The organism is Pseudoalteromonas pernae (assembly GCF_039831865.1).
GTDB classification, from domain to species: Bacteria; Pseudomonadota; Gammaproteobacteria; order Enterobacterales; family Alteromonadaceae; genus Pseudoalteromonas; species Pseudoalteromonas pernae.
This window is the reverse complement of the sequence record NZ_JBDODM010000001.1, coordinates 859,788-886,023: the sequence shown is the minus strand read 5'-3', so window position 1 is coordinate 886,023 and position 26,236 is coordinate 859,788. Positions and strand designations below refer to the sequence as shown.

Annotated in this window: 21 protein-coding genes and 1 pseudogene; 17 read left to right on the top strand and 5 right to left on the bottom strand. The window is 45.7% G+C overall.

Going from position 1 to position 26,236, the window contains the following annotated elements:
• Positions 1-320 precede the first annotated feature (320 nt).
• Positions 321-1,106: an IclR family transcriptional regulator gene (locus V1358_RS03850; RefSeq protein ID WP_347392650.1), complete on the bottom strand. Its 786-nt coding sequence runs from the start codon at positions 1,104-1,106 to the stop codon at positions 321-323.
• A 438-nt stretch (positions 1,107-1,544) separates the two neighbouring features.
• Here V1358_RS03850 and V1358_RS03845 point away from each other — a divergent pair, with 438 nt between their 5' ends.
• From V1358_RS03845 to V1358_RS03835, 3 genes are all read left to right on the top strand, one after another.
• Positions 1,545-2,684, top strand: coding sequence for a Gfo/Idh/MocA family protein (locus V1358_RS03845; protein ID WP_347392649.1), 1,140 nt, complete (start codon positions 1,545-1,547; stop codon positions 2,682-2,684).
• A gap of 27 nt (positions 2,685-2,711) precedes the next feature.
• Positions 2,712-4,487: a sodium:solute symporter family protein gene (locus V1358_RS03840; RefSeq protein WP_347392648.1), complete on the top strand. Its 1,776-nt coding sequence runs from the start codon at positions 2,712-2,714 to the stop codon at positions 4,485-4,487.
• A 275-nt stretch (positions 4,488-4,762) separates the two neighbouring features.
• Entirely contained in the window at positions 4,763-6,256 is a 1,494-nt protein-coding gene (locus V1358_RS03835) for a hypothetical protein (RefSeq protein WP_347392647.1), read from the top strand.
• An 88-nt stretch (positions 6,257-6,344) separates the two neighbouring features.
• Here the strand turns inward: V1358_RS03835 and V1358_RS03830 are convergent, their stop codons facing one another.
• Positions 6,345-7,034 carry an alpha/beta fold hydrolase gene (locus tag V1358_RS03830; protein WP_347392646.1) on the bottom strand — a complete coding sequence of 230 codons (690 nt, stop codon included), beginning with the start codon at positions 7,032-7,034 and terminating at the stop codon, positions 6,345-6,347.
• Between the two features lie 208 nt (positions 7,035-7,242).
• Between V1358_RS03830 and V1358_RS03825 the strand changes: the two genes are divergently transcribed.
• The 4 genes from V1358_RS03825 (at position 7,243) to V1358_RS03810 (ending at position 11,915) form a co-directional block, all read left to right on the top strand.
• Positions 7,243-7,893 carry a cupin domain-containing protein gene (locus tag V1358_RS03825; RefSeq protein WP_347392645.1) on the top strand — a complete coding sequence of 217 codons (651 nt, stop codon included), beginning with the start codon at positions 7,243-7,245 and terminating at the stop codon, positions 7,891-7,893.
• Positions 7,894-8,133: 240 nt separating this feature from the next.
• Positions 8,134-10,374, top strand: coding sequence for a heavy metal translocating P-type ATPase (locus V1358_RS03820; protein ID WP_347392644.1), 2,241 nt, complete (start codon positions 8,134-8,136; stop codon positions 10,372-10,374).
• A gap of 12 nt (positions 10,375-10,386) precedes the next feature.
• Positions 10,387-10,743, top strand: a complete 357-nt coding sequence (locus V1358_RS03815) for a cupredoxin domain-containing protein (RefSeq protein WP_347392698.1) — start codon at positions 10,387-10,389, stop codon at positions 10,741-10,743.
• Between the two features lie 170 nt (positions 10,744-10,913).
• A complete protein-coding gene (locus tag V1358_RS03810) occupies positions 10,914-11,915 on the top strand; it encodes a family 43 glycosylhydrolase (protein ID WP_347392643.1) in 1,002 nt (333 codons plus the stop codon).
• A 221-nt stretch (positions 11,916-12,136) separates the two neighbouring features.
• On the opposite strand, the gene V1358_RS03805 is transcribed toward V1358_RS03810, so the two are convergent.
• A complete protein-coding gene (locus tag V1358_RS03805) occupies positions 12,137-13,285 on the bottom strand; it encodes a PA0049 C-terminal domain-containing protein (protein ID WP_347392642.1) in 1,149 nt (382 codons plus the stop codon).
• A 183-nt stretch (positions 13,286-13,468) separates the two neighbouring features.
• Here V1358_RS03805 and V1358_RS03800 point away from each other — a divergent pair, with 183 nt between their 5' ends.
• The 5 genes from V1358_RS03800 (at position 13,469) to V1358_RS03780 (ending at position 16,276) form a co-directional block, all read left to right on the top strand.
• On the top strand, positions 13,469-13,723 hold the full coding sequence (locus V1358_RS03800) for a DUF3297 family protein (RefSeq protein ID WP_347388894.1): 255 nt from the start codon (positions 13,469-13,471) through the stop codon (positions 13,721-13,723).
• A 115-nt stretch (positions 13,724-13,838) separates the two neighbouring features.
• Positions 13,839-14,825, top strand: a complete 987-nt coding sequence (locus V1358_RS03795) for a nuclease-related domain-containing protein (RefSeq protein WP_347392641.1) — start codon at positions 13,839-13,841, stop codon at positions 14,823-14,825.
• A 51-nt stretch (positions 14,826-14,876) separates the two neighbouring features.
• On the top strand, positions 14,877-15,134 hold the full coding sequence (locus V1358_RS03790) for a hypothetical protein (RefSeq protein ID WP_347392640.1): 258 nt from the start codon (positions 14,877-14,879) through the stop codon (positions 15,132-15,134).
• A gap of 12 nt (positions 15,135-15,146) precedes the next feature.
• Positions 15,147-15,959, top strand: coding sequence for a hypothetical protein (locus tag V1358_RS03785; protein ID WP_347392639.1), 813 nt, complete (start codon positions 15,147-15,149; stop codon positions 15,957-15,959).
• 68 nt (positions 15,960-16,027) lie between these two features.
• Positions 16,028-16,276 carry a hypothetical protein gene (locus V1358_RS03780; RefSeq protein ID WP_347389497.1) on the top strand — a complete coding sequence of 83 codons (249 nt, stop codon included), beginning with the start codon at positions 16,028-16,030 and terminating at the stop codon, positions 16,274-16,276.
• A gap of 132 nt (positions 16,277-16,408) precedes the next feature.
• Here the strand turns inward: V1358_RS03780 and V1358_RS03775 are convergent, their stop codons facing one another.
• Positions 16,409-17,803 carry a S41 family peptidase gene (locus tag V1358_RS03775; protein WP_347392638.1) on the bottom strand — a complete coding sequence of 465 codons (1,395 nt, stop codon included), beginning with the start codon at positions 17,801-17,803 and terminating at the stop codon, positions 16,409-16,411.
• 83 nt (positions 17,804-17,886) lie between these two features.
• On the bottom strand, positions 17,887-18,750 hold the full coding sequence (locus tag V1358_RS03770) for a helix-turn-helix domain-containing protein (protein ID WP_347388898.1): 864 nt from the start codon (positions 18,748-18,750) through the stop codon (positions 17,887-17,889).
• Between the two features lie 220 nt (positions 18,751-18,970).
• On the opposite strand from V1358_RS03770, the gene V1358_RS03765 reads away from it, so the two are divergent.
• From V1358_RS03765 to V1358_RS03745, 5 genes and pseudogenes are all read left to right on the top strand, one after another.
• The gene (locus tag V1358_RS03765) at positions 18,971-19,369 is read left to right on the top strand and encodes a hypothetical protein (protein WP_347388899.1); all 399 of its coding nucleotides are present in this window, start codon (positions 18,971-18,973) and stop codon (positions 19,367-19,369) included.
• A 101-nt stretch (positions 19,370-19,470) separates the two neighbouring features.
• Positions 19,471-19,965, top strand: a complete 495-nt coding sequence (locus tag V1358_RS03760; protein ID WP_347392637.1) for a DUF411 domain-containing protein — start codon at positions 19,471-19,473, stop codon at positions 19,963-19,965.
• Positions 19,965-21,362 carry a TolC family protein gene (locus tag V1358_RS03755; RefSeq protein WP_347392636.1) on the top strand — a complete coding sequence of 466 codons (1,398 nt, stop codon included), beginning with the start codon at positions 19,965-19,967 and terminating at the stop codon, positions 21,360-21,362. Before V1358_RS03760 ends, V1358_RS03755 begins: the two co-directional genes overlap by 1 nt.
• Entirely contained in the window at positions 21,362-23,092 is a 1,731-nt protein-coding gene (locus V1358_RS03750; RefSeq protein WP_347392635.1) for an efflux RND transporter periplasmic adaptor subunit, read from the top strand. The genes V1358_RS03755 and V1358_RS03750 overlap by 1 nt, the downstream gene beginning before the upstream one ends.
• 15 nt (positions 23,093-23,107) lie before the next feature.
• Positions 23,108-26,224: pseudogene (locus V1358_RS03745) on the top strand (efflux RND transporter permease subunit); the annotation flags it as partial.
• Between the last annotated feature and the right edge of the window lie 12 nt (positions 26,225-26,236).

The window sequence follows — 26,236 nt, the reverse complement described above, 5'->3', positions numbered from 1 at the left end:
TTGACCTCATCGCTCTTCGCGTATTGTTCTTGTAAATGCCCAAATGCTTATTCAGTGATATATAAAGTCCAAAATGCCGTCAACGCGCTTCATTGGTTAGGTGATTTAGGTTTCTTGGTTAAAATTTTGTCAGGATGAATGTTTCATAAATGAAACAAAATTCGTTACAAGACTGTTAATTGAGTATAGCCCTAGCTGAACGAGTAAGAGACTAGGCTTAGGTATTTTATGGATATATAAAACAGTGAGTTATGGGATATTGCGAAGAGTTTGTTGACTTTCAACATGTTGATTTTTATAACTTTGATTAATTCGGACGCTTATGTCTCTTCAAGAAACCCCATCTTTGTTGAGATGAGCATAGACGTTTCTTTTAGCTTGGTAGTAATGACGTCAAAGTTGGGATTTCTCGATTCGTCTCTGTAGGTGAGGATTGAAGTCATTAATACAGCAACAGCGTTGTGATAGTAGTCAAAAATGGGGACGCCAATATCATACACTCCAGCGAGCACTGGGCTTGGCATGGCTTCATGGCCTTGCTCTTTGACGCGCAACCAAATATTACGCAGCGCCATTAAATCTAAAGATAAATCAGGGTGGTGGTGTTGGTAGGCTTTGAGCATTCGCTCGCGATTGTCATAAGTGGCATATGCCAACAAAACGTGGCCTGCACAGTTATCTGTCAGCGGTCCACGCCCGCCAACGGGTAAAGTTAAGCAGTTGCTGTTGGTGTCATAGTCTTGATGCGACAAAATAAGGCCACCGCCATCTGAATACACAACGAGGTGACAGGATTGTTGTATGTCATTGCACAAAGTTTGAATTATGGGAAATGCCACAGTGTTAAGGTGGTGCACAGGCGCGTAGCGATGGGTGAGCCGATAAAGCTTGAGTGAGAGTCTATAGACTCGTTCGGTTTGATAAAACTCCAAATAATGTAGATCGTTCAATACTGCAACCATACGGAAAATTTCCGCTTTCGACTTCCCCATTGATTCTGATATTTGCGTAAGGCTGAGTCCTTCGGGGGTTTTGGCTAACAGCTCAATGATGGCCATGCCTTTTTCTAGCGCTGGCGCTTTGTATTTAGTTTCTTTTTCAGCCATTGAGTACGTCTAACTACTTCTATTCAAAACGATGTTGTATCCATAAGTGTAGTCGTTTCAATCACTAACGTGCACTTAACTACATTGCAAATGGATGCTCGGCTAATGTGTATACCGTATCTATTTCATCGCGGTCAATAATTAGGAACATGAATTTTTATAAAAATTATGGGTTTGTGAGCAGCGTTGATAAATATTTATTGTACCCAGAGGTTTTATGGTTACAGGCGTGAGAGGCATTTTAAGGCGCTAATGCTTTACTTTTTTATGGTGGTAAATAAGCCGTATTACGTACAAATGTTTTGTATATAAAATTTCTACAGGGCGTTTGTTTCATCATAAAAACCTTACTTAGCTGGCTCTTAGCAAGAGTTGACCACAGAAGTTATCCATCTCTAACGTTAGGTACTTAAGTACACCAGTTGCTGGGAAAATATTGTGAAAGTAGGTATTTGTGGGTTGGGCGATCGCTTAAGTTATGTCGCTAAGGTAATGCATGAGTTGATCCCAAACTTTGAATTGGTGGCGTATGCGGATCCCGAGTCGGTGAAAGTGGAATACATGAAGTCTCATGGCATTTTTATGAAAGCTTATGATGAACTGTCCGACATGCTGGCAAATGAAACGCTCGATATGCTGATGATAGGTTCTCCTAACCACATGCATATGGAACATATGCGCTTAGGCATTGAAGCTGGGCTGTTAATTTTTGCAGAAAAGCCCATCGTAATGTCAGAACAGCAAACCTATGATCTGCTGGAGCTTATCGCCAAACATAATGCGTTCTCTCGCATCTTGGTTGGCATGGTTTTACGCTATGCTCCTTTATATAAAGATTTAATGACCGCCGTGGCGAATAATCAATTGGGCGATATCACCAGCATCGAAGCATCAGAACATATCCCACCTGAACATGGTGCCTTTTTTATGCGTGATTGGCGCAGACATCAGGGGTTATCTGGGGGATTTTTGCTGGAGAAATGTTGTCATGACTTGGATCTTTATCAGGGGCTGGTAAAAAGTCGCCCTGCGAAGTTAGTGAGTTTTGGTGGGCGTCGCACCTTTATTCCCAAAAATAAGCACCTAGGAAAATATCCGGTATACCATCAGCGTAAGTCACGCTGGAGGGGTATTGAAGAAGTATTCGACAATGACTCGGAATTGGTAGATCACCAAACCGTGTTGATTGAGTACGAAAACGGAGTCAATTTAAGTTTTCACACTAACTTAAATGTGCCAAATGATTATCGCCATTTCAGTGTGTTTGGCACGATAGGAATGGCGGAAGGCGATTTTGTGCGTAACTACCTCAAGGTGCATGACTGTATTACATCCGGGGCGCTGGTGGATAAAACCTATGACCATGATGACTCTATTTCCATGCACTATGGTGCTGAAGAGCAGATGGCGGCGGATTGGATTGCCTTTTTTGAAAAAGGCACTCCCTTACCGGTATCAATTATCGATGCTTTGCAAGCGGGTCTAACAGCAATCAAGCTGGATGAAGCGCGTCAAAAAAGTGCGGTGATAGACATGACTCAAACATGGAAGAAGTTTGATAGCTATTTACATAAATAATAATAACAACGCTATGAGGTAATTCACATGGTCTTGATAGATTGGCTAATTGTTGCCTTTTATGTCGTAGCCGCAGTGGTCATTGGCTTGCTGTTTACGAAAAAGGCCAGTGAAAGTACAGCTGACTTTTTTGTCGCAGGTCGCTCTTTACCTTGGTATGTCGCTGGCACGTCTATGGTGGCGACAACTTTCTCATCAGACACCCCTTTATTTGTTGCTGGGGCGGTGCGAGAACAAGGAATTTACGCCAATTGGATATGGTGGGTCAGTGTAATCGGGGTCATTATCTCGGTGTTTTTCTTTGCGAGCCTGTGGCGCCGTTCTAAAGCTCTGACTGAAATAGAGTTGATTTCACAGCGCTATGATAAAAGTAAAGCCACTGATTTTTTACGTATTTTCAAGGCGCTGTTTGATGGTGTCTTCGTAAATTGCATCATAATTGCCTCAGTGACTCTTGCGATGTCGAAAATCATTGTGGTGATCCTGGGGCTCTCTCCCGAGCCTCTTTTTAGCATTCCTCTGTTTGGTGGCATTACTGCTACAACACTGATTCTTGTTGTATTAGCGGTTGCCGCTGTGCTGTACACCGCCATGTCTGGTCTATATGGAGTGGTATACACCGACCTAATTCAATTTGCTTTAGCCATTATTGGCTCTGTGGTGCTAGCGATCATTGTGTATGTTGATTTACAAGAGCATGGCGGCATTGTTGCTGCGGTAGAGGCAGCTCCTGGGTTTAATGCGGATACACTGAAAATGATCCCTGACTTTGAATGGGATTTAAAAACAGCTACGTTTTTAATTTTGGTGGGTATTGGCTGGTTGAATTATGCCCCTGGTTTTGGCTTTTTTTTACAACGTACTTTGGCTGCACGAAGTGAAAAAGATGCGATGTTAAGTCTGTACTGGTTTGCATTCTGTCACCTTGTGCTAAGAAGTTGGCCTTGGATTATTGTTGGGGTTGCTTCGTTGGTTTACTTCCCTGCGCTTCAAGATGCAGAGCAGTCCTACCCGAGAATGATTGATGAATTTCTTCCAATCGGATTAAAGGGGATCATGGTCGCGTCATTACTGGCAGCCTTTATGAGTACGTTGGACACTCAGCTCAATTGGGGGTCGTCCTACTTGGTCAATGATGTATATGAGCCTTACCTTGTAAAAGGGCGAGAAAAGGCGCATTACATCAAAGCCGCACGCTTGAGTATGTTAGGGCTTACTTTGGTTGCCCTTATAGTGACAACACAACTTGAGAGTATTTTAGGAGCATATGAATACATCAGTGTGATAATTATTCCAATTTCAGTGGTGTTAATAGCGCGCTGGTATTGGTGGCGAATCAATGTGTGGTCAGAGATCAGTGCGCTCATTACTGCTGTGGTGGTGGGCAATGCATTGATGTACCTCTTACCTGATGAAGGGGAGGCCAAATGGTTCGCGGTCCGCATGTTAGTAACAACTATCATGACTTTGGGAGTTAGTTTAGTTGTTACCTTGCTTACCTCAAGCAAAACACCGAGCCCGAAAACCATTGAGTTTTACTCGCGGATAAGAATTCATGGTAGAGGGTGGAAAAAGGTCAGAGAGATGACCGCAATAGAGCCAGTTGCGGCTGGCATAAAAGACAACGCCATAGCCTGTGTAGCTAGCATCGTGTTTATTTATTCACTGCTATTAGGTATCGGTAGCATGTTATTCGAGCAGTGGAACACCTTCTTTGTATACCTTGCCTTTATTGTGTTATCCGGCTGGGTAGTGCAACGAAAAATGCCAAAAGTTGTGGCGGCGTTACGACAAGAGGTCTAGCTACTCGTACCTTGGTGTTTTCTGTTAGAGCCATTGTACTTGTGAAGTATATGAGCGGGGCAAAGAGTTTTTTTTGTCCTGTGTTGTTATAAGCGCTTGTTTTAGAGCGTCATTTAAGTCCTGATTGTTTTATATAGCAAACCTCATCATGCGCAATTATTCATATTTGAAATGTGTGAGATTCAATCTTAAATCGTGCGCTTTGTGACTTGTTACTAAGATGTGAACATGTAGACTCGAGGTCAGACAGTTAAGAGAGTGGTAGGTTTGAAGTAATGAAAAAAGCAGTCCAGCAGTTAATCCCAGTGGCAGCCCTTGCGGCTGTGAGCGCGGTTACAAGCGTGAGCGCATGTGCTCAAAAAGTGCCGTCTGAAGTGCAATGGATGCAAGAAGCTAAGTGGGGCATCAGCCACCATTATCTTGCCGGTGGTACATTGGATAACGCTTGGTACACCATTACTGATTACAACGAGTGGAACAATTACGTTAATGGCTTCGATGTGCAAGCCTATGCAGACAAGGCGCAAAAGCTAGGTTACCGCTACGTTATCTTCACCATAACGCAAAATCGCGGGTACCTTTCAACCACAAGTGCTATTTACGATGCCCACTCGCCCGCCTGCCCGAGTAAAGACATCGCACCTGGGTGTGTTGTTCAGCAAAATACAAACCAAGCGGATTATACGCCAACGCGTGACCTAGTATTGGATTTGGCATTAGCCCTCAAAGAAAAAGACATCAAACTGATTGCCTACTTACCATCACATTTGGGTGATAGATGGACTGGCACAAAAGTGAAAGCGCAATACCCTGATTGGTTTATCGAGGATTTTGTTAGCGAGCGAGCTCAAACATGGGGTGAGCATATTGCTGGCTGGTGGTTTGATGGTTGGTATCAGGCCGATGAGTCAGAACAAATCCTTGCCCCTGAAAACGAATACCCAGTCGCCGACAAGCTAGCTCAGTCAGTTAGAAGCGGTAACCCCAATGCGGTGATCACTATCAGCGATGGTTTTGATTACAGTTTTGTGCCCAATGATCCCCAGAGTAACTACACCCAAGGTGAACACAATGAATTGCCACCGATTCCTGAGTCAGGTGCTGTGAGCACAGCACTCGGAACTGTGGTGCAATGGCATGGCTTTACCTACACGTCATTGGAAGACCCTCTTTTTGGTGGCTGGGGCCAAGTAAAGCGCAGCTTAAAATACAGCAATGATGAGGTGGCACAGCGTGTAAAAGCCATTTCTGAAGCCGGTGGAGTCACTACTTTGGATGTCGCTATCAACCCTAATGGCACTTGGTTGGTGGACCGTTTAGTGCAAATTCAAAGCGTTGGAAATACGGTGGGAACAACGTCAGACACCACATATTCGCGCCTTGAATTAGTAAACGATGACGATCCGCGAATTGTGTACAGTAAAGACGGTGATTGGCTGCAAATGTCGAATACGGGAGAAGGTGAATACCATCAAGATATGCACATCACTGATGTCAATGGTGCCTACTTCACATACGATTTTGAAGGCTCAAGTATTGTCTATGCAACGTCTAAGGCCGCCAATCAGGGGGACGTTGAAGTGTTTGTAGATGGTGTTTCTCAAGGTATTTACTCTATTTTGGATAGCAATAATTACAGGCAGGTCCAAAGCATAGTGTTTGAAAAGCATAATTTAGCTCCCGGCCAACATACTTTAAAAGTTGTTAAAGTGTCGGGGGAGGTAATGCCCGTAGATGTGGTGTTATCAGTCAAGTCATCACTGAAATAATTGCATCCGCGATACCAGTCCAAGGGAGGCGCCACATCTCCCTTTTTATCCCAAAAGCGAACCAAGCGGTTCGCTTTTTTTATGCTTGCTACTGAATCAAACTCACTTGTTTGACATAGGTATCGGTTTGTAGCCCGAAGTGGCCCAGCACATAGGTGAAGGTGGCATCTTCATTCCACAGACGGCTGCTGTGGATGCCATACACATAGCACGTGCCCGTTGAGCAAACGATTTGGTCGGAGTAGCTCTTAATGGAATACACTTTATCTCCCAAAGCCTTACCATAAATGCTATTGAGGAATGGGCTGCCAACGGATAATCCATAGTAGCCGCAGGTACTGTTCCACACGTTGTATGGGTAAACACCGCAACTGAGCAAACCACGAGCAGCGCCCGCTACACCTACAAAGGTATCGACATCTGATGCCATCCCCAGCTTATAGATTTGTTGTGCAGCAAGGGTTACGCCCATTGAATGGCCGATAACATCAATCTTACCAGTGCATGATTGGTTGATAGCCGAAAGAATGGCATTGCGCACAGGCGTTTCTTCGCTGCCATTATGATCATTGCAACTTGCGCAAGATTTGGAACCCCAGTTAGGGGTAAAAATTTCGCTACTTGAATAACCCTTGCTGAGTAATTCGTTAATCGTATTGTTCCAGCTTGATGGCGATGCCGTATTGCCATGTACCAAAACAACATTATCTCTGCACGCCGCAAATGCGGTTGTGCTCATACCTGCGCATAGCGCAATTATGGTCAATAAACGTATCATTGTGTGCTCTCCTTTTAACGTTTCATTTACAACGTATAAAAGTTGAACAGTGCTGAACATAGTACTTTGGTGCTGTGACCATAATCGGTGCACCTAGCATACTATTCAGTGAGGAAGCTGCGTTAATTGAACTAAATTGTTGCTAGTACAGTATTCTTAACAAATGTATTTTATGACATCACCCTGTGTTAGCTAACTAGGAGTAACCATGCTAAATATGGATTTTGCCAAAAAGCTTGCGATCAAAACGGCAGAACAACCTTGGCTTGCGAGCCCAGCGAAAGGAGTATGGCGTAAGCCACTTGAGCGAGAAGAGAAGGAATCGGGTCACACAACCAGCATTGTGAAGTACGAGGCGGGCTCGCGTTTTAAACCACACCCACACCCGTTAGGTGAGGAAATTTTTGTACTCGAAGGTGTGTTCTCTGATGAGCACGGTGATTACCCCGCAGGCACCTATATTCGTAATCCACCCAACAGTGTGCATGCACCGTTTAGCGAGCAAGGCTGCGTGATTTTCGTGAAGCTTAATCAGTTTCATGAGCAAGACTTGGCCACCGTACGTATCAATACCAATGAAACATCGTGGCAGCCAGGCCAAGGAGGCTTACAAGTTATGCCATTGCATAGCTTCGAGCATGAACACACGGCGTTAGTAAAATGGCCGCCAGGGGAGCAGTTTGTGCCGCATAGGCACTTCGGAGGCGAAGAGATTTTAGTCCTCAGTGGCGAGTTTATTGACGAACACGGCAGCTACCCGCAAGGCACATGGTTGCGCAGCCCACACATGAGTGAACATACTCCTTACGTGGATGAGCAAACCGTGATTCTCGTAAAAGTGGGCCATCTACCTCTTTGATAGTAAGTGCTTTGATAAAGCGCGCATAGCCACTGATATCACTTAATCTGCATCAAATGCTTGCCTAAAAATTCCATCTAAACTGCTCTTGACCTTGGAGTGAGTCCAAGGTTTAGAGTGTGGCTTTTCTAATACAATTGGTATAAGTGAGGGATAATTGAAATTTACCTCATTAGGCACCAGTATCATTGTATTAATCACTTGATTTTTAACGTGCACACTCACAACAAGGAGACATGCATGTCAAAGGCAGTTGAGCAGCAGCTCATTATTGAAGGCGCAGGTTGTGCTAGCTGTGTTGGTAAAATCGAAAAAGCGTTGAGTGCAACTTCAGGCGTGCAAAGCGCACAGATGAATTTTGCCGATAGGACCGTTGCAGTGACGGGCACGGCAAGCACTGAGGCGCTAATCCAAGCTGTTGAAGCCGCTGGGTACAATGCCAAAGCATTTGATACTTCCTCATCGAGCAAGGCCTTTGATGAAAAAGAAGCTGCAGATTGGGCCTACTACAAGAAGCTTATTCGTCACACCATTATTGCCTTATCCGTGGGGGTGCCTTTAATGGCTTATGGCTTACTTGGTGGGGCGATGACGGTCAACACCCCGCAAGAACGTATTGCTTGGCTGGTGGTTGGGATGGTAACCCTCGCAGTGATGTATTTTTCCGGCCGCCACTTTTATGTCGGCGCATGGCGAAGTTTTAAGAATCACTCAGCGAATATGGATACGCTGATAGCCCTGGGTACGGGTACGGCGTGGCTGTATTCAATGGTGGTTGTACTCACACCCGAAGCCGTGCCTATGATGGCAAGGCACGTTTACTTTGAAGCAACAGCGATGATCATTGGCTTAATTGATTTGGGGCTGGCGTTAGAAATAAAAGCTCGAGGTAAAACCTCAGAGGCAATCAAGCGTTTGATTGGCTTACAAGCAAAAACCGCGACTGTGATCCGCGATGGCAAAGAGTTACAAATTGCTATTGAAGATGTGCTTAAAGACGACCAAGTAAAAGTTAAACCGGGTGAGAAAATACCAGTCGATGGCATAGTGCTTGAAGGTCAAACAGCCATTGATGAGTCAATGCTCACCGGTGAGCCTATGCCCGTCGAAAAAGCAAAAGATGATGAAGTGGTGGCTGGAACACTCAATAAATCTGGAATGATCACCTTTTGTGCAACTCGGGTAGGTAAAGACACTGCATTGGCGCAGATCATCAATATGGTGAAACGGGCGCAGAACTCTAAACCCTCGATTGGTCGATTGGCCGACGTTATTTCAGCGTACTTCGTCCCTGCGGTAATGATCATCTGTGTGCTCAGTGCGTTGGCATGGCTCAACTTTGGGCCACAACCTGCTGTTGCCTTTGCTGTTGTTAGTGCTACGACTGTGTTGATCATCGCCTGCCCTTGTGCGTTGGGACTAGCAACACCTATGTCGGTTATGGTGGGAGTCGGTAAGGCGGCCGAAGCCGGTGTACTGATCCGAAATGGTGAGGCGTTGCAAACCGCATCAAAAATCAGTGCCATGATTTTGGATAAAACCGGCACCATTACCGAAGGTGCACCTAAGGTTACGGACATTGTATTGGCACATGCAGACGATGAAAAAACAGTGCTGCAACTGGCTGCTAGTTTAGAAAGTGGTTCAGAGCATCCTCTTGCCCAAGCTATTGTTGAAAGTGCACAAGAGCAAGACATTGAACTACTCAAAATTGACGACTTTAATGCCTTAACCGGATTAGGCGTAGAGGCTAATTGTGAGGGCAAAGCCTTGATCTTTGGCAATGAAAAGCTGATGAAAGAGCAGGGTATTGAACTTAATGACTACACAGAACGCGCTCAAGCGCTGGCGAAAGAAGCGAAAACCCCAATGTACTTCGCGGTGGATTGTGCACTTGCCGCTATAATCGCGGTTGCAGATCCGATTAAACAAGACTCTATCGCCGCGATTGAGCGTCTAAAAGCCAACCATATCAAGGTGTTTATGCTCACCGGTGACAATAAAGACACGGCCGCCGCTGTGGCTAAAAAAGCAGGGATCAGTGAGTTTATGGCTGAAGTGTTGCCAGAAGATAAAGCTGATAAGGTCAAGCAATTGCAACAGCAAGGCCACATTGTAGGCATGACAGGTGATGGTATTAATGATGCGCCGGCACTGGCCTTGGCCGACGTAGGTTTTGCGATTGGCACTGGTACGGATGTGGCTATTGAAAGTGCAGATATTACGTTGATGCGCGGCTCTTTGCATGGCTTGGCCGATGCGATTGCGGTGAGTAAGGCCACCCTGCGCAATATCAAACAAAACCTCTTTGGTGCCTTTGTTTATAACAGTATCGGCATTGTGTTCGCGACCGGCTTGTTTTATCCATTCTTTGGTGTGCTGTTAAGCCCTGTTGTTGCGGGGGCTGCGATGGGTCTGTCATCTGTGACCGTGGTGTCAAACGCCAATCGATTGCGTTTATTTAAAGCTAAAGAACATTAGGGGAGCAGTGTGATGATAATCGTTAATTTAATCGGCTTTGCGCTCATTGGTGTCATCGTTTGGTGGTTTTGGCTATATAAACCGACCAATACAGTTATTGATGCGAGAGAAGTGCAAATTGAGGTCGCTGATGGGGTGTATACGCCATCGTCAATTCAAGTCAAAGCAGGCCAAAGCGTGACGTTAAACTTTAAGCGAGAAGATCAATCGCCCTGTGCCGAAACTGTGCTATTTCCAGCCCTCGATATCAGTGAGCAATTGCCCATAGGAGAAGTGACGTCTGTAACACTCAACGACTTAACTCCCGGAGAATATGCCTTTCACTGCCAAATGCAAATGTACCGAGGAATGCTAAAAGTTGTTGAATAGTAAAAGACTAGTTGCCGCTATTAGCTTGCATGTGAGTTTTGCGCGCTGCTTCATGAAATGCTGTGTACGGTGTAGCCAAGCTGTAATGAAAAAAACCGTGTTTAAGCTTTAAATAAAAAGTAATATAATATTAAATAAAGCAAGTAACTCATTCACAATCAGGTTGAAAGATGGCAATTAATACAAACAGCCCACTAGTTGAACAACGCGCAGATCCTTTTGTTTATAAGCACACTGATGGTTTCTACTATTTCACCGGCTCTGTGCCTACCTATGATCGCATCGAGTTAAGACGTTCAGAAACACTCGAAGGTCTGGCAGACGCGCAAACGTTTGATGTGTGGTTCAAACATGACAGCGGCCCCATGAGCCGTCATATTTGGGCGCCTGAAATTCATTATCTTGATGGTAAATGGTATGTCTATTTTGCCGCCAGCGAAGAAGACGATATTTGGGCGTTGCGACCGTATGTGTTGGAGTGCCAAGGTCAAGACCCGCTTAACGATGAATGGCTTGAGTTGGGCATGATGCAAGCTGCCGAAGGTGATGAAAAGTCATTCACTGATTTCTCCCTTGATGGCACGGTGTTTGAGCACAATGGCAAACGTTATTTCTGTTGGGCTGAGAAAACGGGTGGCCAATTTGCCGCTTCGAACCTGTATCTTGCCGAGATGGAATCGCCGATTAAGCTGAAAACGCCTCAGTTTATGCTCACAACACCTGATTACGATTGGGAGCGTGTGGACTTTTGGGTTAATGAAGGGCCCGCTGTTCTCAAAAATGATGGCAAAATTTTCATCGCATTCTCAGCGAGTGCAACCGGTGCTTGCTACTGCATGGGCTACATGGAAGCGGATGAAAATGCAGACTTGTTAGACCGTAACTCGTGGACTAAAACACGCATGCCGGTGTTGGAAACGGATTATGATAAGCAGATTTTTGGCCCAGGTCATAACTGCTTCACGGTGGCTGAAGATAATGAAACGCCACTGTGTGTTTATCATGCTCGAGACTATGAGCATGCTGTAGGTGAACCCAGTGTGGTGCCAAAAACAGACACGCGTTCGCTCGAAGAAATCAAAAAAGATCCACTTTATGATCCCAACCGTCATGCCCGTGTAATGGAAGTGAAGTTCGATACCAATGGCAGACCACTATTCGAATTGTATTGATACCAATTCACTTAAATAGCTAATCATTCTAGCGAGCTAAATACCATGCTTACTGCGTTGTAATTTTTCTATGGAGAATAACTACATATGAAAAATTCCGCCTTGTTAGCACGTCATTTATCTAGCGCTATATCTGATCACATATTTAACAGAATTGGTATAATTCGTTTTGAGCTACGAAAAAGCCGCCCACACAGGCGGCTTTTTTAATACCCGTAGTTTTACAATGCCGGTAAGCTTTGCTCTAGCATAGCTTTGATTTGTTTAACGATTTTTTCTTCTGTTTCTGGTTCAAACTGGGCGATTCGTGGAGTGTGGATATGCCCAGTTGGAATGCTTGAATTGAGCTCATTACGTAAACGAATACTACGATAAGAGATTTCATTTGAAAGGTAACCACCGCCACCACCATTAACGGCAATCGCAGATTTCAGTGCACTTAAACTGCCAGGGCTAAAGGTTTGCTCTAAGGTTGTGACTTCGTGATTATCATTAATTTTGTATGGCCCTTGTGCCTTTTGCATATAAGCCACGGGTAAACTGAATTCGACAAACTCATTGCCAGGCAGAGGGCGGCCATTTAGGCTCGAAATCTTCGGCGCTGTTTGCGTGCCACCATAAACAATATTGGCATTATCAGGGGCCGTCACACTGCGGCGCTTACCGGGGAAACGTTCTAAGTCAAAGTCGGTGCGGCCCATGCTCACTGTGACCACCATATCGACATTATTGAGCGCATAGTAGGGCGCAAGAAGCTCTTCAATCATACCCTTGTCGAAATCTTCGTAGCGCACTGGAATCATCACCGTGTTTATCTCAGCATCAATGCCCTCATAACTGATTACTTGGCCATCGAGTAGTAACGCTGCAACGCCGGATGGATTGCTTTGGTTAATGTTTTTGTCGAGTAAGAAGGGGTCAAAGCCAGTTAACAGAATCTTTTTGGTTGTGCCTTGGGTGTACTCTAAATCTGTGCGACCACGACTACCATTTTCTAATAAGGCTAATAGCGCGGAGCGCTCAGTGTCACTGATAGCAAATTTGGGTGTGCTTGAGCGCATTACTTTGCTTGAGAGCAGGCGTGCCCAATAAAGTTCACGGTCATCAAAGTTGTTGGCCGTCGTGATGCGTTTTTTCGCGTCGCGCCATAACTGACTCGAATAATCGAGTACCAAGTCTTTGGCTTGTTGGTAGCTGTTGGCCTTTTTCCATTTCTTTTCAAAGGCTTTGATATCACCTTTAAATGCAGCCATGACTTGAGGCATGGCTTGTGTGGCTTTTTCAATGCGTTGTTCTTCCACTGTTAGGTCTGCACCGAGGCCAGAGAAAGAAGATAGAATTAGGCTGGAGGCAAGAAGTACTTTAGTCATGCTTTTCCTATACAGTGTTTTTATTATTGCGGGTACAGGCTTACTATCCTACGTCTGTATGTAGAGCGCAACAAAATGAGTTAGTAGCCGTTATCCAGCCAACAAAAAATGCGAAACAAGATTGAGCAACGCAGCGCTATTACCTACAATAGCGCTCACATTTATTCACAAAGAAACATCACAATGACAGATTCAAGTGCAAAGCCAGCAATTCCAGATATGCTTTCAATCAACCCGCGTAGCAAGTTCTACAACGAAGAAATCCTAAAGCATGAAATCGGCGTTCGTTTTAACGGTAAAGAGCGTTTTGACGTAGAAGAGTACTGCATCAGTGAAGGTTGGATTAAAGTTGCCTCTCCAAAAGCACTTGACCGTCGCGGCCAACCTCTTTTGCTTAAAAGCAAAGGCACAGTGGAAGTTTTCTACCGCGAATCGTAAGCATTCATATTGATTTTAAAAGCAGGCACCTATGCCTGCTTTTTTTGTGATTGAAAATAAGCGTCAGGGCGCTTACTCTTAATCCTTCACACTGGACGTGGTTACTTAAATATCAATGAAATGGATTCTCTTTGTAGCATTGTCGCTATTTTCTAATTTTCTTCTCGCTAACGAGCAATACACTGAGTCTGAGTGCATCCTACTGCAACATCAAGCAAATGATTTTAGCCACAATAAATTGTCGACGCAGTACCGCAGTGCCAAACAAAAACTAGATAAACACTGTATTAAACCTAGAGTTGTCGAGCGCAACAATAGAGCGGCGTACCTGACAAATACACCTAAACAGAAAGCGAATGGTGGCGAAGTTCGCCAGCCAGTGGCAGCGATTGATAGGCCTGCAAATAGTAACCATACACTTCAAACCTCTAGTTCAACACAGTCCGTTAATGCATTTGAGTTAATGTTGAAAGGCCTGATCCCGATTGGATTATGGTTTTTACTGGCCATTGTATTAATAGCTGCAATTAGAGTCACAGTTACTGTAAAAGCGGGAGCAATCGGTGAGTGGCAGGTGAATCGGTTGCTCGAAGTAATGACTAAAAGAATTGGCTTTACTCTATACAAGAATATGCTGTTTAGGGCTGAAAATGGTGAATGGACAGAAGTGGATCACTTATTGGTTACGCCGTATGGCATATTCGTCATTGAAAGTAAGAATTATCAGGGGTGGATATTTGGGAGTGAGCATCAAACCAAGTGGACACAGAGCACTGTGCGCTCAAAAACGCCCTTTATGAATCCCCTTCGTCAGAATTTTAAACACTGTAAAGCAGTACAGGCATTTTTGGAGTTGCAAAGTGGTATCGAATCTCTGGTAGTTTTCAATGACAAAGCAACGTTTAAGACACCCATGCCAGCTAATGTTGTGATGTTGAGTGAAATGAGCCGCTACATTCTCAATTTCCAAATTGAAAGGTTTAGCGCCGAGCAACTCGCACAAATCAATGTGTTACTGTCACTAAGGCAGGAGCAAACGACAAAAGAGGATTACCGAGAGCACCTACGCCAAGTGACTGAACGCATGGCTAATTTAGGCTGAAGTAAACCTAATTAATTTAAGAAATAGACATAAAAACAATAAGATAACACTATGCACGTAGATGAAGCTCAACTCGAACGCGTTAACGCAAAACTCAATAACCAGCACGCTATCAAAGCCGCGATCGGTGCCGCGATATGGTCTATTCCACTGCTGTTGACTTGGTATGGAGTCTATTATTTTGCACCTGATTTTTCGCCCATGATGTTGTTTTTAGCTGGGGTGGGACTAGGGTTTGCGGTACGTGTTCATGGTCACGGTTATCGTCGTCGGTTTGCCCTTATCGCCTTGGTTGCCTACGTTGTGTAGGTGGTCGTTGCGATGAATATTGGCATTGTGATCACGGGCACGATATGGGGGGTTATCTTGCTAGGGCTATTTCTATCTGGTGCTTGGGCGTCGGCATTTTTTGCTCGAAAAGGCATTCCAATGACCGAGAACAATGCGTTTTATGTGTTAACTGAGCAGCAAAGTCATGGCAGCGGGGAGCTTGCAAAAAACCGATGGTATTTGGCTATACCCTTGGTGCTGGTGGGTTCTACCATCACAAGTGCGGCAACAGCGTTTGCAATACATGTCTTTCATGGTGTGAATCAACAGCTGGCTTGGGCACAAGATTATCAAAAAAGTGTGCAGCGTCATGAAGCGAAGAATATTGATGTGACCCCTAAACACCTCGATACCCTGACCACGAAGGAAGCGCTATTCTACGCGTACAGCTACTACACTGGCCGTCATTTTGATGCGTATGGTCGACACAAAGGTGAGTACCCACTTTCAACCTTCAAGGCGAAAACCATACTTAACTATCTGGTTAATTATCGCCAAGAACCACGTGCCGCCTTTATTTTGGCCAGAGTGAATGAGGGGCAAAAGGCCAGTGATATGCTGCAAACGGCCATTGATGGTGGTGACCAGTACGCTAAATTTTATTCCGTTGTACAGTATGGCTGCACCGGTGAGGATAAGCGTGCTAAACAGTTGCTCAGTGGCATGCAGCGTTTGGTTAATGAAGTGCCGATTGAATCTGACATTAATACCGTCATGCATTATGGCTTTGAGCATATGTGTGAAGAGTTGCCGTATGCCGACTTTGAGCTGCGTTTTATTAGGGAATACAAACCTAAGTCGTAAAGGCATTATTTATCCATTTGCGCGAAACTGGTACTCTAGGCTCATTAAGTAGTAATTGAGTAAAGATGATGATTAGCGATAACGATATCATTGAAACATTGGACGAGTTAGAGGCTTTCTTACGTTTAGTTGAGAGTGGCAGTTTGGGCCTTGAAAACGCAACCGGTATTGCGCTAGCAACCAACAATGCGGATGGTCGTCCATTTGTAGCGGTATTGGATCAAAACCACCAATTGCTTTATGGGCGTTGGGTGAGTGCCTCTGTTTATGAAAATGGTAAAGAAATGATTCAAGGTGGCGCGCCGAAGAAGCATTAATCTTCAGTGCTATTGTTTACACGAGTAGATTGAACAGGTCAGCAGCGCTGGCCTTTTTTATATTTGGGGGGATTCGCCCAACAATTAAAAAAGCCAGCTAAATAAAAAAACCTAAGTCTTGCAGTTAGACGTTTATAGCTTTTTCGTTTCGGCTGTAATTTCAGCAAGCGCCTCTTTTAACATGGCTATGTGCTCTTCGCCTTCAACTTTTGTGAGCCCTAGGTCAATGATCTGCTTAGCTTTCTCAGGGTTGTTTAACTTTGCTAATGAACGTGCCCAATACTCATATAGGAAGGTTTCTGTGTCATTTATACCCACCGCGATTTCCAGCAAAAAAGCCGCATACTTAGGATGTTGCTCCCAACTCTCATGCGCCAAATAGGCCAGTTCACGGTCTGATATAGCTAATGAAGTAATGAGCTTCGAGACCTCATTTTGATAGGCCTTATTGATACTGTTGAGGCTATCATCGCTTGCTTTTACATTAGCCAATAATGAAAACAGTTTATCAGCACCGACTTCGCGCTGAGCTTTGAGTTTTTGCCAGTCCCCACCGAGTTGTTCCGTAGCTAAGGCGATGGCTTTGTCCAGAGCATCATCCGCGTTTACCTCCACATCAGGCTTTACCCCCACACTTTCCCAGTTTGTTTTTGTGACAGGGTTGATTGCTGTGCCAGTGGCGATAAACATACGGAAGTCGTCATTTATAGTGAACATACCGCCGGGGTTTGCGCCACCGCCTGTTGTTTGCCCCACGAGGGTTGCGCGGTTACGTGTTTGCATGTTGTAGCTAAACTCTTCTGCGCCGGAGAAGGTACGGTCGCTGGTGAGCACAAACAATGGAACGTCAGGCATCTTTTTGCCGTTGACCTCATCAAGCACATAAAAGTCACGAGTTTCATCGCCTTCACGATAGTACAGGCTGTTCAGAAGTAGCGGTTCATCGAAGAAATAACTACATAAATACTGTACGGTTGTGGGCGAACCCCCTCCATTTTTACGCAAATCGATAATGATGGCATCACTACTTGAGAGCAGTTTCATTGCTGAATCCAAGTACTCTTTACTCTCAGGTAGATGTGCAAAGCCGCGTAAGTCCATGTAGCCGATATTGCCTTCAAGTACTTGCGCTGCCACCACACCTTTGGTGAGTGAGCCATATCTGGGTTGGCTCACTAGCTTTTTTCTTAGTTGTGATTCTGCGCCAGTGATTTCTTTTTTCACAGGATTTGCTCGCACCCGAAGGTGGCGGTCTTCGGCGTGTTCTTGTAGCCATGTAGAGAGAGCTTCGGCGAATGCCTCGCTGTCTTCATATTGAGCGAATTCGCCTTGTGCGAGCGCAGCAGTTAACTTCTCACCCGTTGCTTGTGCAGTTGCAGAGAAGACGTAATGCTCATTCATAAGCGAAGAAATTCGCTCTACAACAGCTTTCTTCTGTTGTTTATCAATAGGTTGGGCTAATGCTGTAGAGCTCACAAAGCTCAACATTAAGGCCAATGAAAGTGCGGTTCTTTTTACTGTTTTCATCCACTTATTCCCTAAGTTAGAGGAGTATGTAGAGTTAGTTAAGCGCATCTCAAAGGCGAAAAATTGTAAAAAAGTTAAGGGGGCTAAAAAGGATCGTATTGTCCGCTGAAACGATTTTGAATCGATAGGCTAGCAATTTGTGGAGTGCTCACAACTTGGCTTTTAAGGAAGGCTTTGGGAGTTTGCCCAAACATGGATTTGAATTCTCTATTGAGGTGGGCCTGATCAAAATAGCCGGCGTTGTACGATGCCTCGGTCAAATTCAGGTTAGAGTTCGCAGCATGTAAAAGAAAATGGTTGATTCGCCATACCTTACAGAGTTCTTTGGGGAGCAGGCCTACATGTGACATAAAATGACTACGCAACGTCACTTTACTGGTATCAAAGCGCTGGCAAATATCACTGATAAGAATATTGCCGCGGGTATCGAGAATGGAGTTGGTTTGCGCGCGCAGTGTTGGCGACAAGGCAAAGTGGCTACTGCAAAACTGTGTCTGTAACCAAGGCGCTAACAAATGGATGCCCCGACTTATTTCGTCGTTGTCGACCTGATCATTTAAAGCGTTAAGCCAAGTGAATAAGGGCTCAAAATTGTAAGATGAGATAAATAACTCATTGACACTTTCGCAGCCATTTTTTATGTCGTATGCCCTGATATGCGATTGCTGAAAAAACGCAAAGGGTTTTAATCGCACGGCTAACACCCATTGTGGCTGGCTACTGGTGATGTGATAGGCGTAGAGTTGTTGTCCCAGCAGGCTCATCCCCGCACGAAGGGAGCTGTTTTGGCTGTTTATACCACAATAGCTCAGTGGTTCGTTATGCAGCAGTAGGTCAAACACACCTTGGGGGAACAAAGAAACACTGCCGCTTACTTTTCGTAGCCAAAACGCTTCAATATATGGCGATAACCATGCGGGTGGTTTTACTTCAATGTAATCCGCCAATGCTTCAGTCCAAAATTATGATTTTCCTAGTATTAATGTAATTGAATACGCGCCGAACTTGCACTGCAAAGATGTCACAAAAGATTTCAATCGTCGCTAGTGAAAGTCTATTAACTTTGTTAATACGCTTTTATGTCGGGCCGTATAGGGGTGACTATGCGGCATTTACATTTTTCTTAAATTGGCTTACCCTCTTGGGGTAAATTCATTTGAGATTGATATGTCTAAGCTATTTTCAAACGCACTGATCATCACAGTTATGCTGGTTGCCCTTGTGGGACAAGTATTTGCTGCGAGCTCGATGGCAAGCGCGATGTCCTGTGAAATGGCTGGTGAACAACATATGTCTCATATGAGCATGTCTTCTATGATGGACCATTCCTCAATGGGCCATGACAACATGATGCACTCATACACGCAAAACGGTGATGACATGGCAGATGATTGCTGTGAAGTGACTTGTTTTTGTCCTACGAATGCATGTACATCCGTCACCTTAGTGAATATGAATACCTCAGCTGCTGGTATTGCCAAGGTGAGCGAAGAGGTCAACAGCCTGCGAATCGCGCAACCTAACTCTATTTCTACATCTTTATTCCGTCCCCCCATCTTCGCCTAACACAGGGTCAGTGCGTCCAAATTTCACGCACAATCGATTTTTACGCCAGTAATATGCGCTAATTTTGAGCGCTAAAATGACGTTTTGTCAGGACGAAAACAATGAAAACCTATTTTAACTTAATAATTTTACTAATTATTTTCCCACTGTTTGCTGATGCAAATGAGCAACACAAGGCAGCAGATGCACCGCTCGATGCGATAGAGCTGATTGTGCTGAAAACGCCAAGTTGTGGTTGCTGCAAAAAGTGGATAAGCCATATCGTTGAACAAGGCTTTGAGGCCGAAGGTAAGGATTTTTACGATATCAACCCGTTTAAATCTCAGTTAGGTATCGCCCCGAATTACCGCTCTTGCCACACAGCTATTTCACGTGAAGGTTACGCATTTGAAGGCCATGTTCCGGCGAAGTTTATTCGCCAGTTTCTCTCTGAAAAACATGAGGATGCAATTGGTCTTTCGGTACCGGCTATGCCTATTGGCTCGCCCGGCATGGAAGTAGAAGACAAGTTCATGCCTTACCAAGTGTTACTACTTTTTAAAGATGGTACGAGTAAGCCCTACGCCAAGGTGAATACCTACGAGGAGCAGTTCTAATGTCATTCAATATGAAACACTCAGTCATGCTCTTACTGGGGTTGAGTTTGAGCAGCAATGCACTTTATAGCTATGGGAAAACATCAATTTCGCTTGAACAAGCAGTGTCACTGGCACAGCAAAACGATCCGTGGCTACAAGGGAATCGTCTACAGCAGCAAGCGCTTGAGAATCAGAGCATCGCCTCGAGTACCTTAGCGGACCCGCAAGTATCAGTGGGGTTGATGAATCTGCCTGTGGATACGTGGGATTTCGAGCAAGAGGGCATGACCCAGCTGAAAGTGGGTGTAAGTCAAATGTTTCCCCGTGGTGATAGTTTGCAGCTTAAAGCCAGCCAATTGCAATTGCAGGCAAGCCAATATCCCTTATTGCGTGAAAACCGCAAAGCCCAATTGCGCAGCAATGTGTCGCAATTATGGTTGGATGTGTATTTAGCGCAGCGCACCATTGCCCTTATTGAGTCAGACCGCGTGCTGTTTGAGCAAATTGCCGAAATTGCTGAAGCGAGTTACGCCAGCGCTGTAGGTAAAACACGTCAACAAGATGTCATTCGCGCGCAACTGGAAATTGTGCAGTTGGAAGACAGGTTAACGGTTGAAAAGCAAAAGTTGGAAACCAGCCTTGCACAACTCAATGAATGGTTGCATGTGTATGACCAAAGCCAGCCAGAATTGGCATTTAACTATGACCACAGCAACTACATCAATGCGGTGGTTAACGAGCCGCCAATGCTGCGATTAAGTAACCATGAACTACTTTCAGCGGATACTTACTCGCGCAATCGCCTTGCCCAAGCATTGGCTGCACATCCTGCACTGTTGGCTATTGATGCAAAAGAGCAGGCATTCGCTAAAGGCATTGAAATAGCGGAGCAAAGTTACAAACCACAGTGGGGTGTGAATGCCAGTTATGGTTACCGCGACGACATGCCTTCCGGCGATAGCCGTGCCGATTTCTTCTCCGTGGGGGTCACTTTCGACTTACCTTTGTTTACGGAAAAACGCCAAGACCAGCAAGTTGCTGCGTCAGTGGCGCAAACCGAAGCGGTAAAAACTGAAAAGCTGCTTCTAACTAAGCAGATGGTCAGCGCTGTTGAAAAAGAGCTCATGCAGCTCACGCGTTTATCGCAGCGCAAAGAAATTTACACGCAAAAGTTGATCAAACAATCCCATGACCAAGCGCAAGCTGCGCTGACAGCTTACACCCATGATGATGGCGACTTCGCAGAGGTGGTGCGGGCGCGCATCGCTGAGCTAAATGCACGTATTGCCGCGCTTAAAATTGATGTTGATGTGCTAAAAACAGTGGCGCGTATCAATTACTTCTTATCTCGCTTCGAGCACTCAGACAATAGCAATCAGATGTCTGAACGTGAATACCACATTGGAGAACAATAATGTCTGCTACTAACAAAACTATTATCGCTGTAATTGTTGGCGCATTGCTCGGAGCAGGCGCGATGACGCTTTTCCAAGGTGAACACACAGCTGCTGACGGGCAAGGTGCCGAATCCGGTGAAAAGAAGCCGCTTTACTGGGTGGCGCCTATGGACTCAAATTATCGTCGCGATAAACCGGGTAAATCACCGATGGGGATGGATTTAGTCCCCGTTTACGAAGAAGACTCCGGTGGCGATGACATCGGTCCTGGCGCGGTGAAAATAGCACCAAACGTTGTGCACAATTTAGGTGTGCGCACAGCGAATGTAGAAATGAAGACCCTGGATACGAAAATCTCCACAGTAGGTTATGTGCAATATGACGAAGATAAGCTTATTCATATTCATCCTCGAGTCGATGGCTGGGTTGAGAAGCTATACGTAAAAGCGGCGGGAGACCCCGTGGAAAAAGGCCAAGCGCTCTATACTCTGTATTCGCCACAGCTTGTAAACGCGCAAGAAGAGTTTTTAATTGCGCTTAAACGCAACACCCGTTCATTGATTGAAGCGGCGACCGCTCGTTTGAAATCTCTGCAATTGACCGATGCATTCATTGCCAATTTGGAAAAAACTGGCCACGTGCAGCAAAACGTTACTTTCTATTCGCCGCAAAAAGGGGTGATTGACGGCCTGCAAATTCGCGAAGGTTTCTACGTAAGCCCGGGCACGACCTTAATGAGCATCGCTAAATTGGATGAAGTGTGGGTTGAAGCGGAAGTTTTCGAGCGTGACGCGGCACTCATTAAAGAAGGGTTGCCAGTTACTATGACCTTGGATTATTTGCCAAGCAAAGAATGGCAGGGTGTAGTTGATTATGTGTATCCGGCGCTCAATAGCCGAACCCGTACTTTGCGTGTGCGTTTGAGTTTCGATAATCCAGGTTATGAGTTGAAGCCGAACATGTTCGCGCAGGTTGCGATTATGGCTGAGCCTAGCGCTAATAGGTTGGTTGTGCCTAAAGAGGCGGTGATCCGCACAGGCAAGCAAGACAGAGTTGTGGTGGATTTTGGCGATGGTCAATTTAAGTCAATTGCAGTGACACTTGGCCGTGTAGGCGAAGACGACATTGAGATCCTTGATGGCCTAAATGAAGGGGATGTGATTGTTACCTCCGCGCAATTCTTGATTGACTCAGAATCAAGCAAAAACTCTGACTTCAAACGTATGTCTGCACAGCAACAGCCGAACTCAGTGTGGATGGAAGGTGAGATTAATAGTGTGATGCCATCGCACAACATGGTGAACATCACCCATGGTCCAGCCAAAGAATGGGATTGGCCAGAAATGACCATGGATTTCACCGTGGCAGATACGGTGGACATCAATGACTTGAAATCAGGGCAAACACTGCATTTTGAAGTGACTAAAACAGCAGATGGTGGTTATGAACTCACAGGCATTCATATCATGACACAGCCTGAGGTTTCTAGTGCTACCGTTGATGGCGTTGTAAACGCGATTGATGAACAAAGTCGTGTGCTGAACATTAGCCGAGGCCCTATTGAAAAATGGGGTAGGCCAGCTGCAACTTTGGACTTTGCAGTGGCAGACGGTGTTGATGTATCGGCATTGAAAATCGGGGCTTCGGTGACCTTTACCTTTGAGGTACGTGATGACTTCGTTATTACCGAAATCTCTCTGTTAGAGGGTGAGCAGCAACAAAACGCTGTTGACCACTCTATGCATTAATGAGAGGGAATAAACATGATTGAATCAATAATTCGCTGGTCAGTGGGCAATCGCTTTTTTGTCTTACTGATCACCTTAATCATTGCTTTCGGTGGCTTGTATTCATTGAAAAATACCCCCGTTGATGCAATTCCTGATTTGTCTGACGTCCAAGTCATCATTAAAACGAGTTACCCAGGGCAGGCGCCGCAAGTGGTGCAAGACCAAGTGACCTTCCCATTGACGACGGCGATGTTGTCAGTGCCGGGCGCGCAAACGGTGCGTGGCTTCTCATTCTTTGGTGACTCATATGTCTACATCATTTTTGATGATGACACCGACTTGTATTGGGCACGCTCGCGGGTGCTTGAATATTTAAGCCAGGTCGCTTCAAGCTTACCAGACACCGCTAAACCTCAGCTTGGTCCTGATGCCACAGGTGTGGGTTGGGTGTACATTTACGCACTTGAGGATAAAACCGGCAACCATGACTTAAGCCAATTGCGCAGTATTCAAGATTGGTTTTTGAAGTACGAGTTGCAAACAGTTCCCGGTGTATCCGAGGTGGCGGCAGTAGGCGGCATGGTAAAGCAATATCAGGTGCAAGTTGACCCCGATAAATTGCGTGCTTACAACGTACCACTGGCACAAATTCAAGTCGCTCTGCAGCGTGGCAACAAAGAAACAGGCGCCTCGGTTGTAGAGATGGCCGAAGCCGAATACATGGTGACCGCAACGGGTTACATCACCTCGGTCAAAGATATCGAAAAGATCCCCTTGGGGTTGAATGAGCAGGGCACGCCGCTGCGAATTGGTGACGTTGCCAGTGTTAGTTTAGGGCCACAAATGCGTCGCGGTATTGCGGAACTAAACGGTGAGGGCGAAGTTGTTGGCGGTGTTGTGGTGATGCGCTTTGGTGAAAATGCCCAGCAAACCATTAATGGCGTCAAAGAAAAGCTTAAGTCGTTGGAATCATCGCTGCCTGAAGGCGTTGAAATCGTCACTGTGTATGACCGCTCAAAACTAATAGAAAGTGCGGTCGATAATTTGTGGAGCAAACTTGCAGAAGAGCTCTTCATAGTCGCGTTAGTGTGTGTGGCATTCTTATTCCACCTGCGTTCTTCCATTGTTGCTGTGGTAACGCTGCCTCTGGGGATTTTAGTGTCGTTTATCATCATGCACATGCAGGGGATCAACGCTAATATCATGTCGCTAGGCGGTATTGCTATCGCCATAGGTGCGATGACAGACGGTGCCATCGTCATGATAGAAAATATGCATAAGCACATGGAGAAAACCCCGCTTACCGATGACAACCGCTGGGAAATTGTCGCCAAAGCCGCATCCGAAGTGGGGCCAGCCTTGTTCTTCAGTTTGTTGATTATCACGGTTTCATTCTTGCCGGTGTTTATTCTTGAAGCGCAAGAAGGGCGCATGTTCGCGCCGTTGGCTTACACCAAAACCTATGCCATGGCGGCCTCTGCGGGCTTGGCTATTACTTTAGTGCCCGTGCTGATGGGTTACTTTATTCGCGGTAAGGTGATCTCTGAGAAGAAAAACCCCCTTAATCGCTTGTTGATTGCCATTTATAAGCCAGCGCTGAATTTGGTGATGAAATTTCCGAAGATCACCGTGGTGTTAGCGATTGTTTTGACTGTGGTTGGCTTCTATCCGGTCGATAAAATTGGCAGTGAATTCATCCCACCTCTGGATGAAGGGGACCTGATGTACATGCCAACAACCTATCCGGGCATATCTATTGGTAAAGCCCGAGAGTTGTTGCAGCAAACCGATAAGCTCATTCGTACTGTGCCAGAGGTGGAAACCGTGTTCGGTAAAGTGGGTCGAGCGGAAACGGCGACCGATCCCGCGCCATTAACCATGATTGAAACCTTTATTCAGCTCAAACCTCGCGACCAATGGCGTGAAGGGGTGACAACTGAAAGCCTCAAGGCTGAGTTTGATAAGTTGGTTAAATTCCCGGGTCTAACCAATGCGTGGGTAATGCCTATCAAGACCCGTATCGACATGCTAGCAACGGGCATAAAAACGCCTGTGGGCATCAAGGTTGCTGGTCCGAAATTGGATGTAATTCAAGACATTGGTGAGCAAATCGAGCAGTTGCTACCTAACGTACAAGGCACTGCTTCTGTGTACTCAGAGCGCGTAGCGGGTGGTCGTTACATTAAAGTGGATATTTCTCGCGAAAAGGCCAGCCGCTTTGGCTTGAATATCGAGGATGTACAACAGGTTGTGTCCACAGCGATTGGCGGCATGAATGTGACGCAAACTATTGAGGGGCAAGAACGTTACCCTGTTAACTTGCGCTATCCACAAGATTACCGTGACTCTCCTGAGCAATTGTCGCGTTTGCCAGTGGTGACGCCAAATGGTCAGCGTATCGCCTTAGGTGATGTGGCGGATATTCGTATTGAAATTGGCCCGCCGGGGATCAAAAGTGAAAATGCCCGCATTAACGGCTGGACCTTCATTGATATCGCGGATGTTGATGTGGGCACCTATGTTGAAAATGCAAAGGCGTATTTGGCGGCGAACTTAGACCTGCCCGCTGGCTATTCAATCAACTGGGCTGGCCAGTATGAATACATGGAGCGCGCGAAAGAAAAGCTGACTTACGTGCTGCCGCTGACCCTCGCTATTATCGTGATCTTGCTTTACCTCAACTTCCGTTCGTTGGTTGAAGTAGCAATCATCATCATCACCTTACCTATGGCGATGATTGGTGGCTTATGGTTAATGTATCTTGAAGGCTTTAATTTCTCCGTTGCTGTGGGGGTAGGCTTTATTGCCCTAGCTGGGGTCGCGGTGGAAATCGGCGTGATTATGCTGGTGTACTTGAACCAGTCTTACCAAGAAGCGCTTAATCGTTGTAAGGAACAGGGTATTGCCTTTGATAGGTCAGCGCTTACCCGGGCCATTATGGAAGGGGCGGGGATGCGTATTCGCCCTGTTATGATGACGGTGGCGACGATTATTATCGGTTTGATGCCGATTCTTTATGGCTCGGGCACGGGCTCAGAGGTCATGAGTCGCATTGCCGCACCTATGGTGGGTGGTATGCTCAGCGCGGTGTTATTGACACTCTTAGTGCTGCCTGCGGTGTATTTCATTTGGCGCGCTCGCAGCATCGAAGCAGACAACACA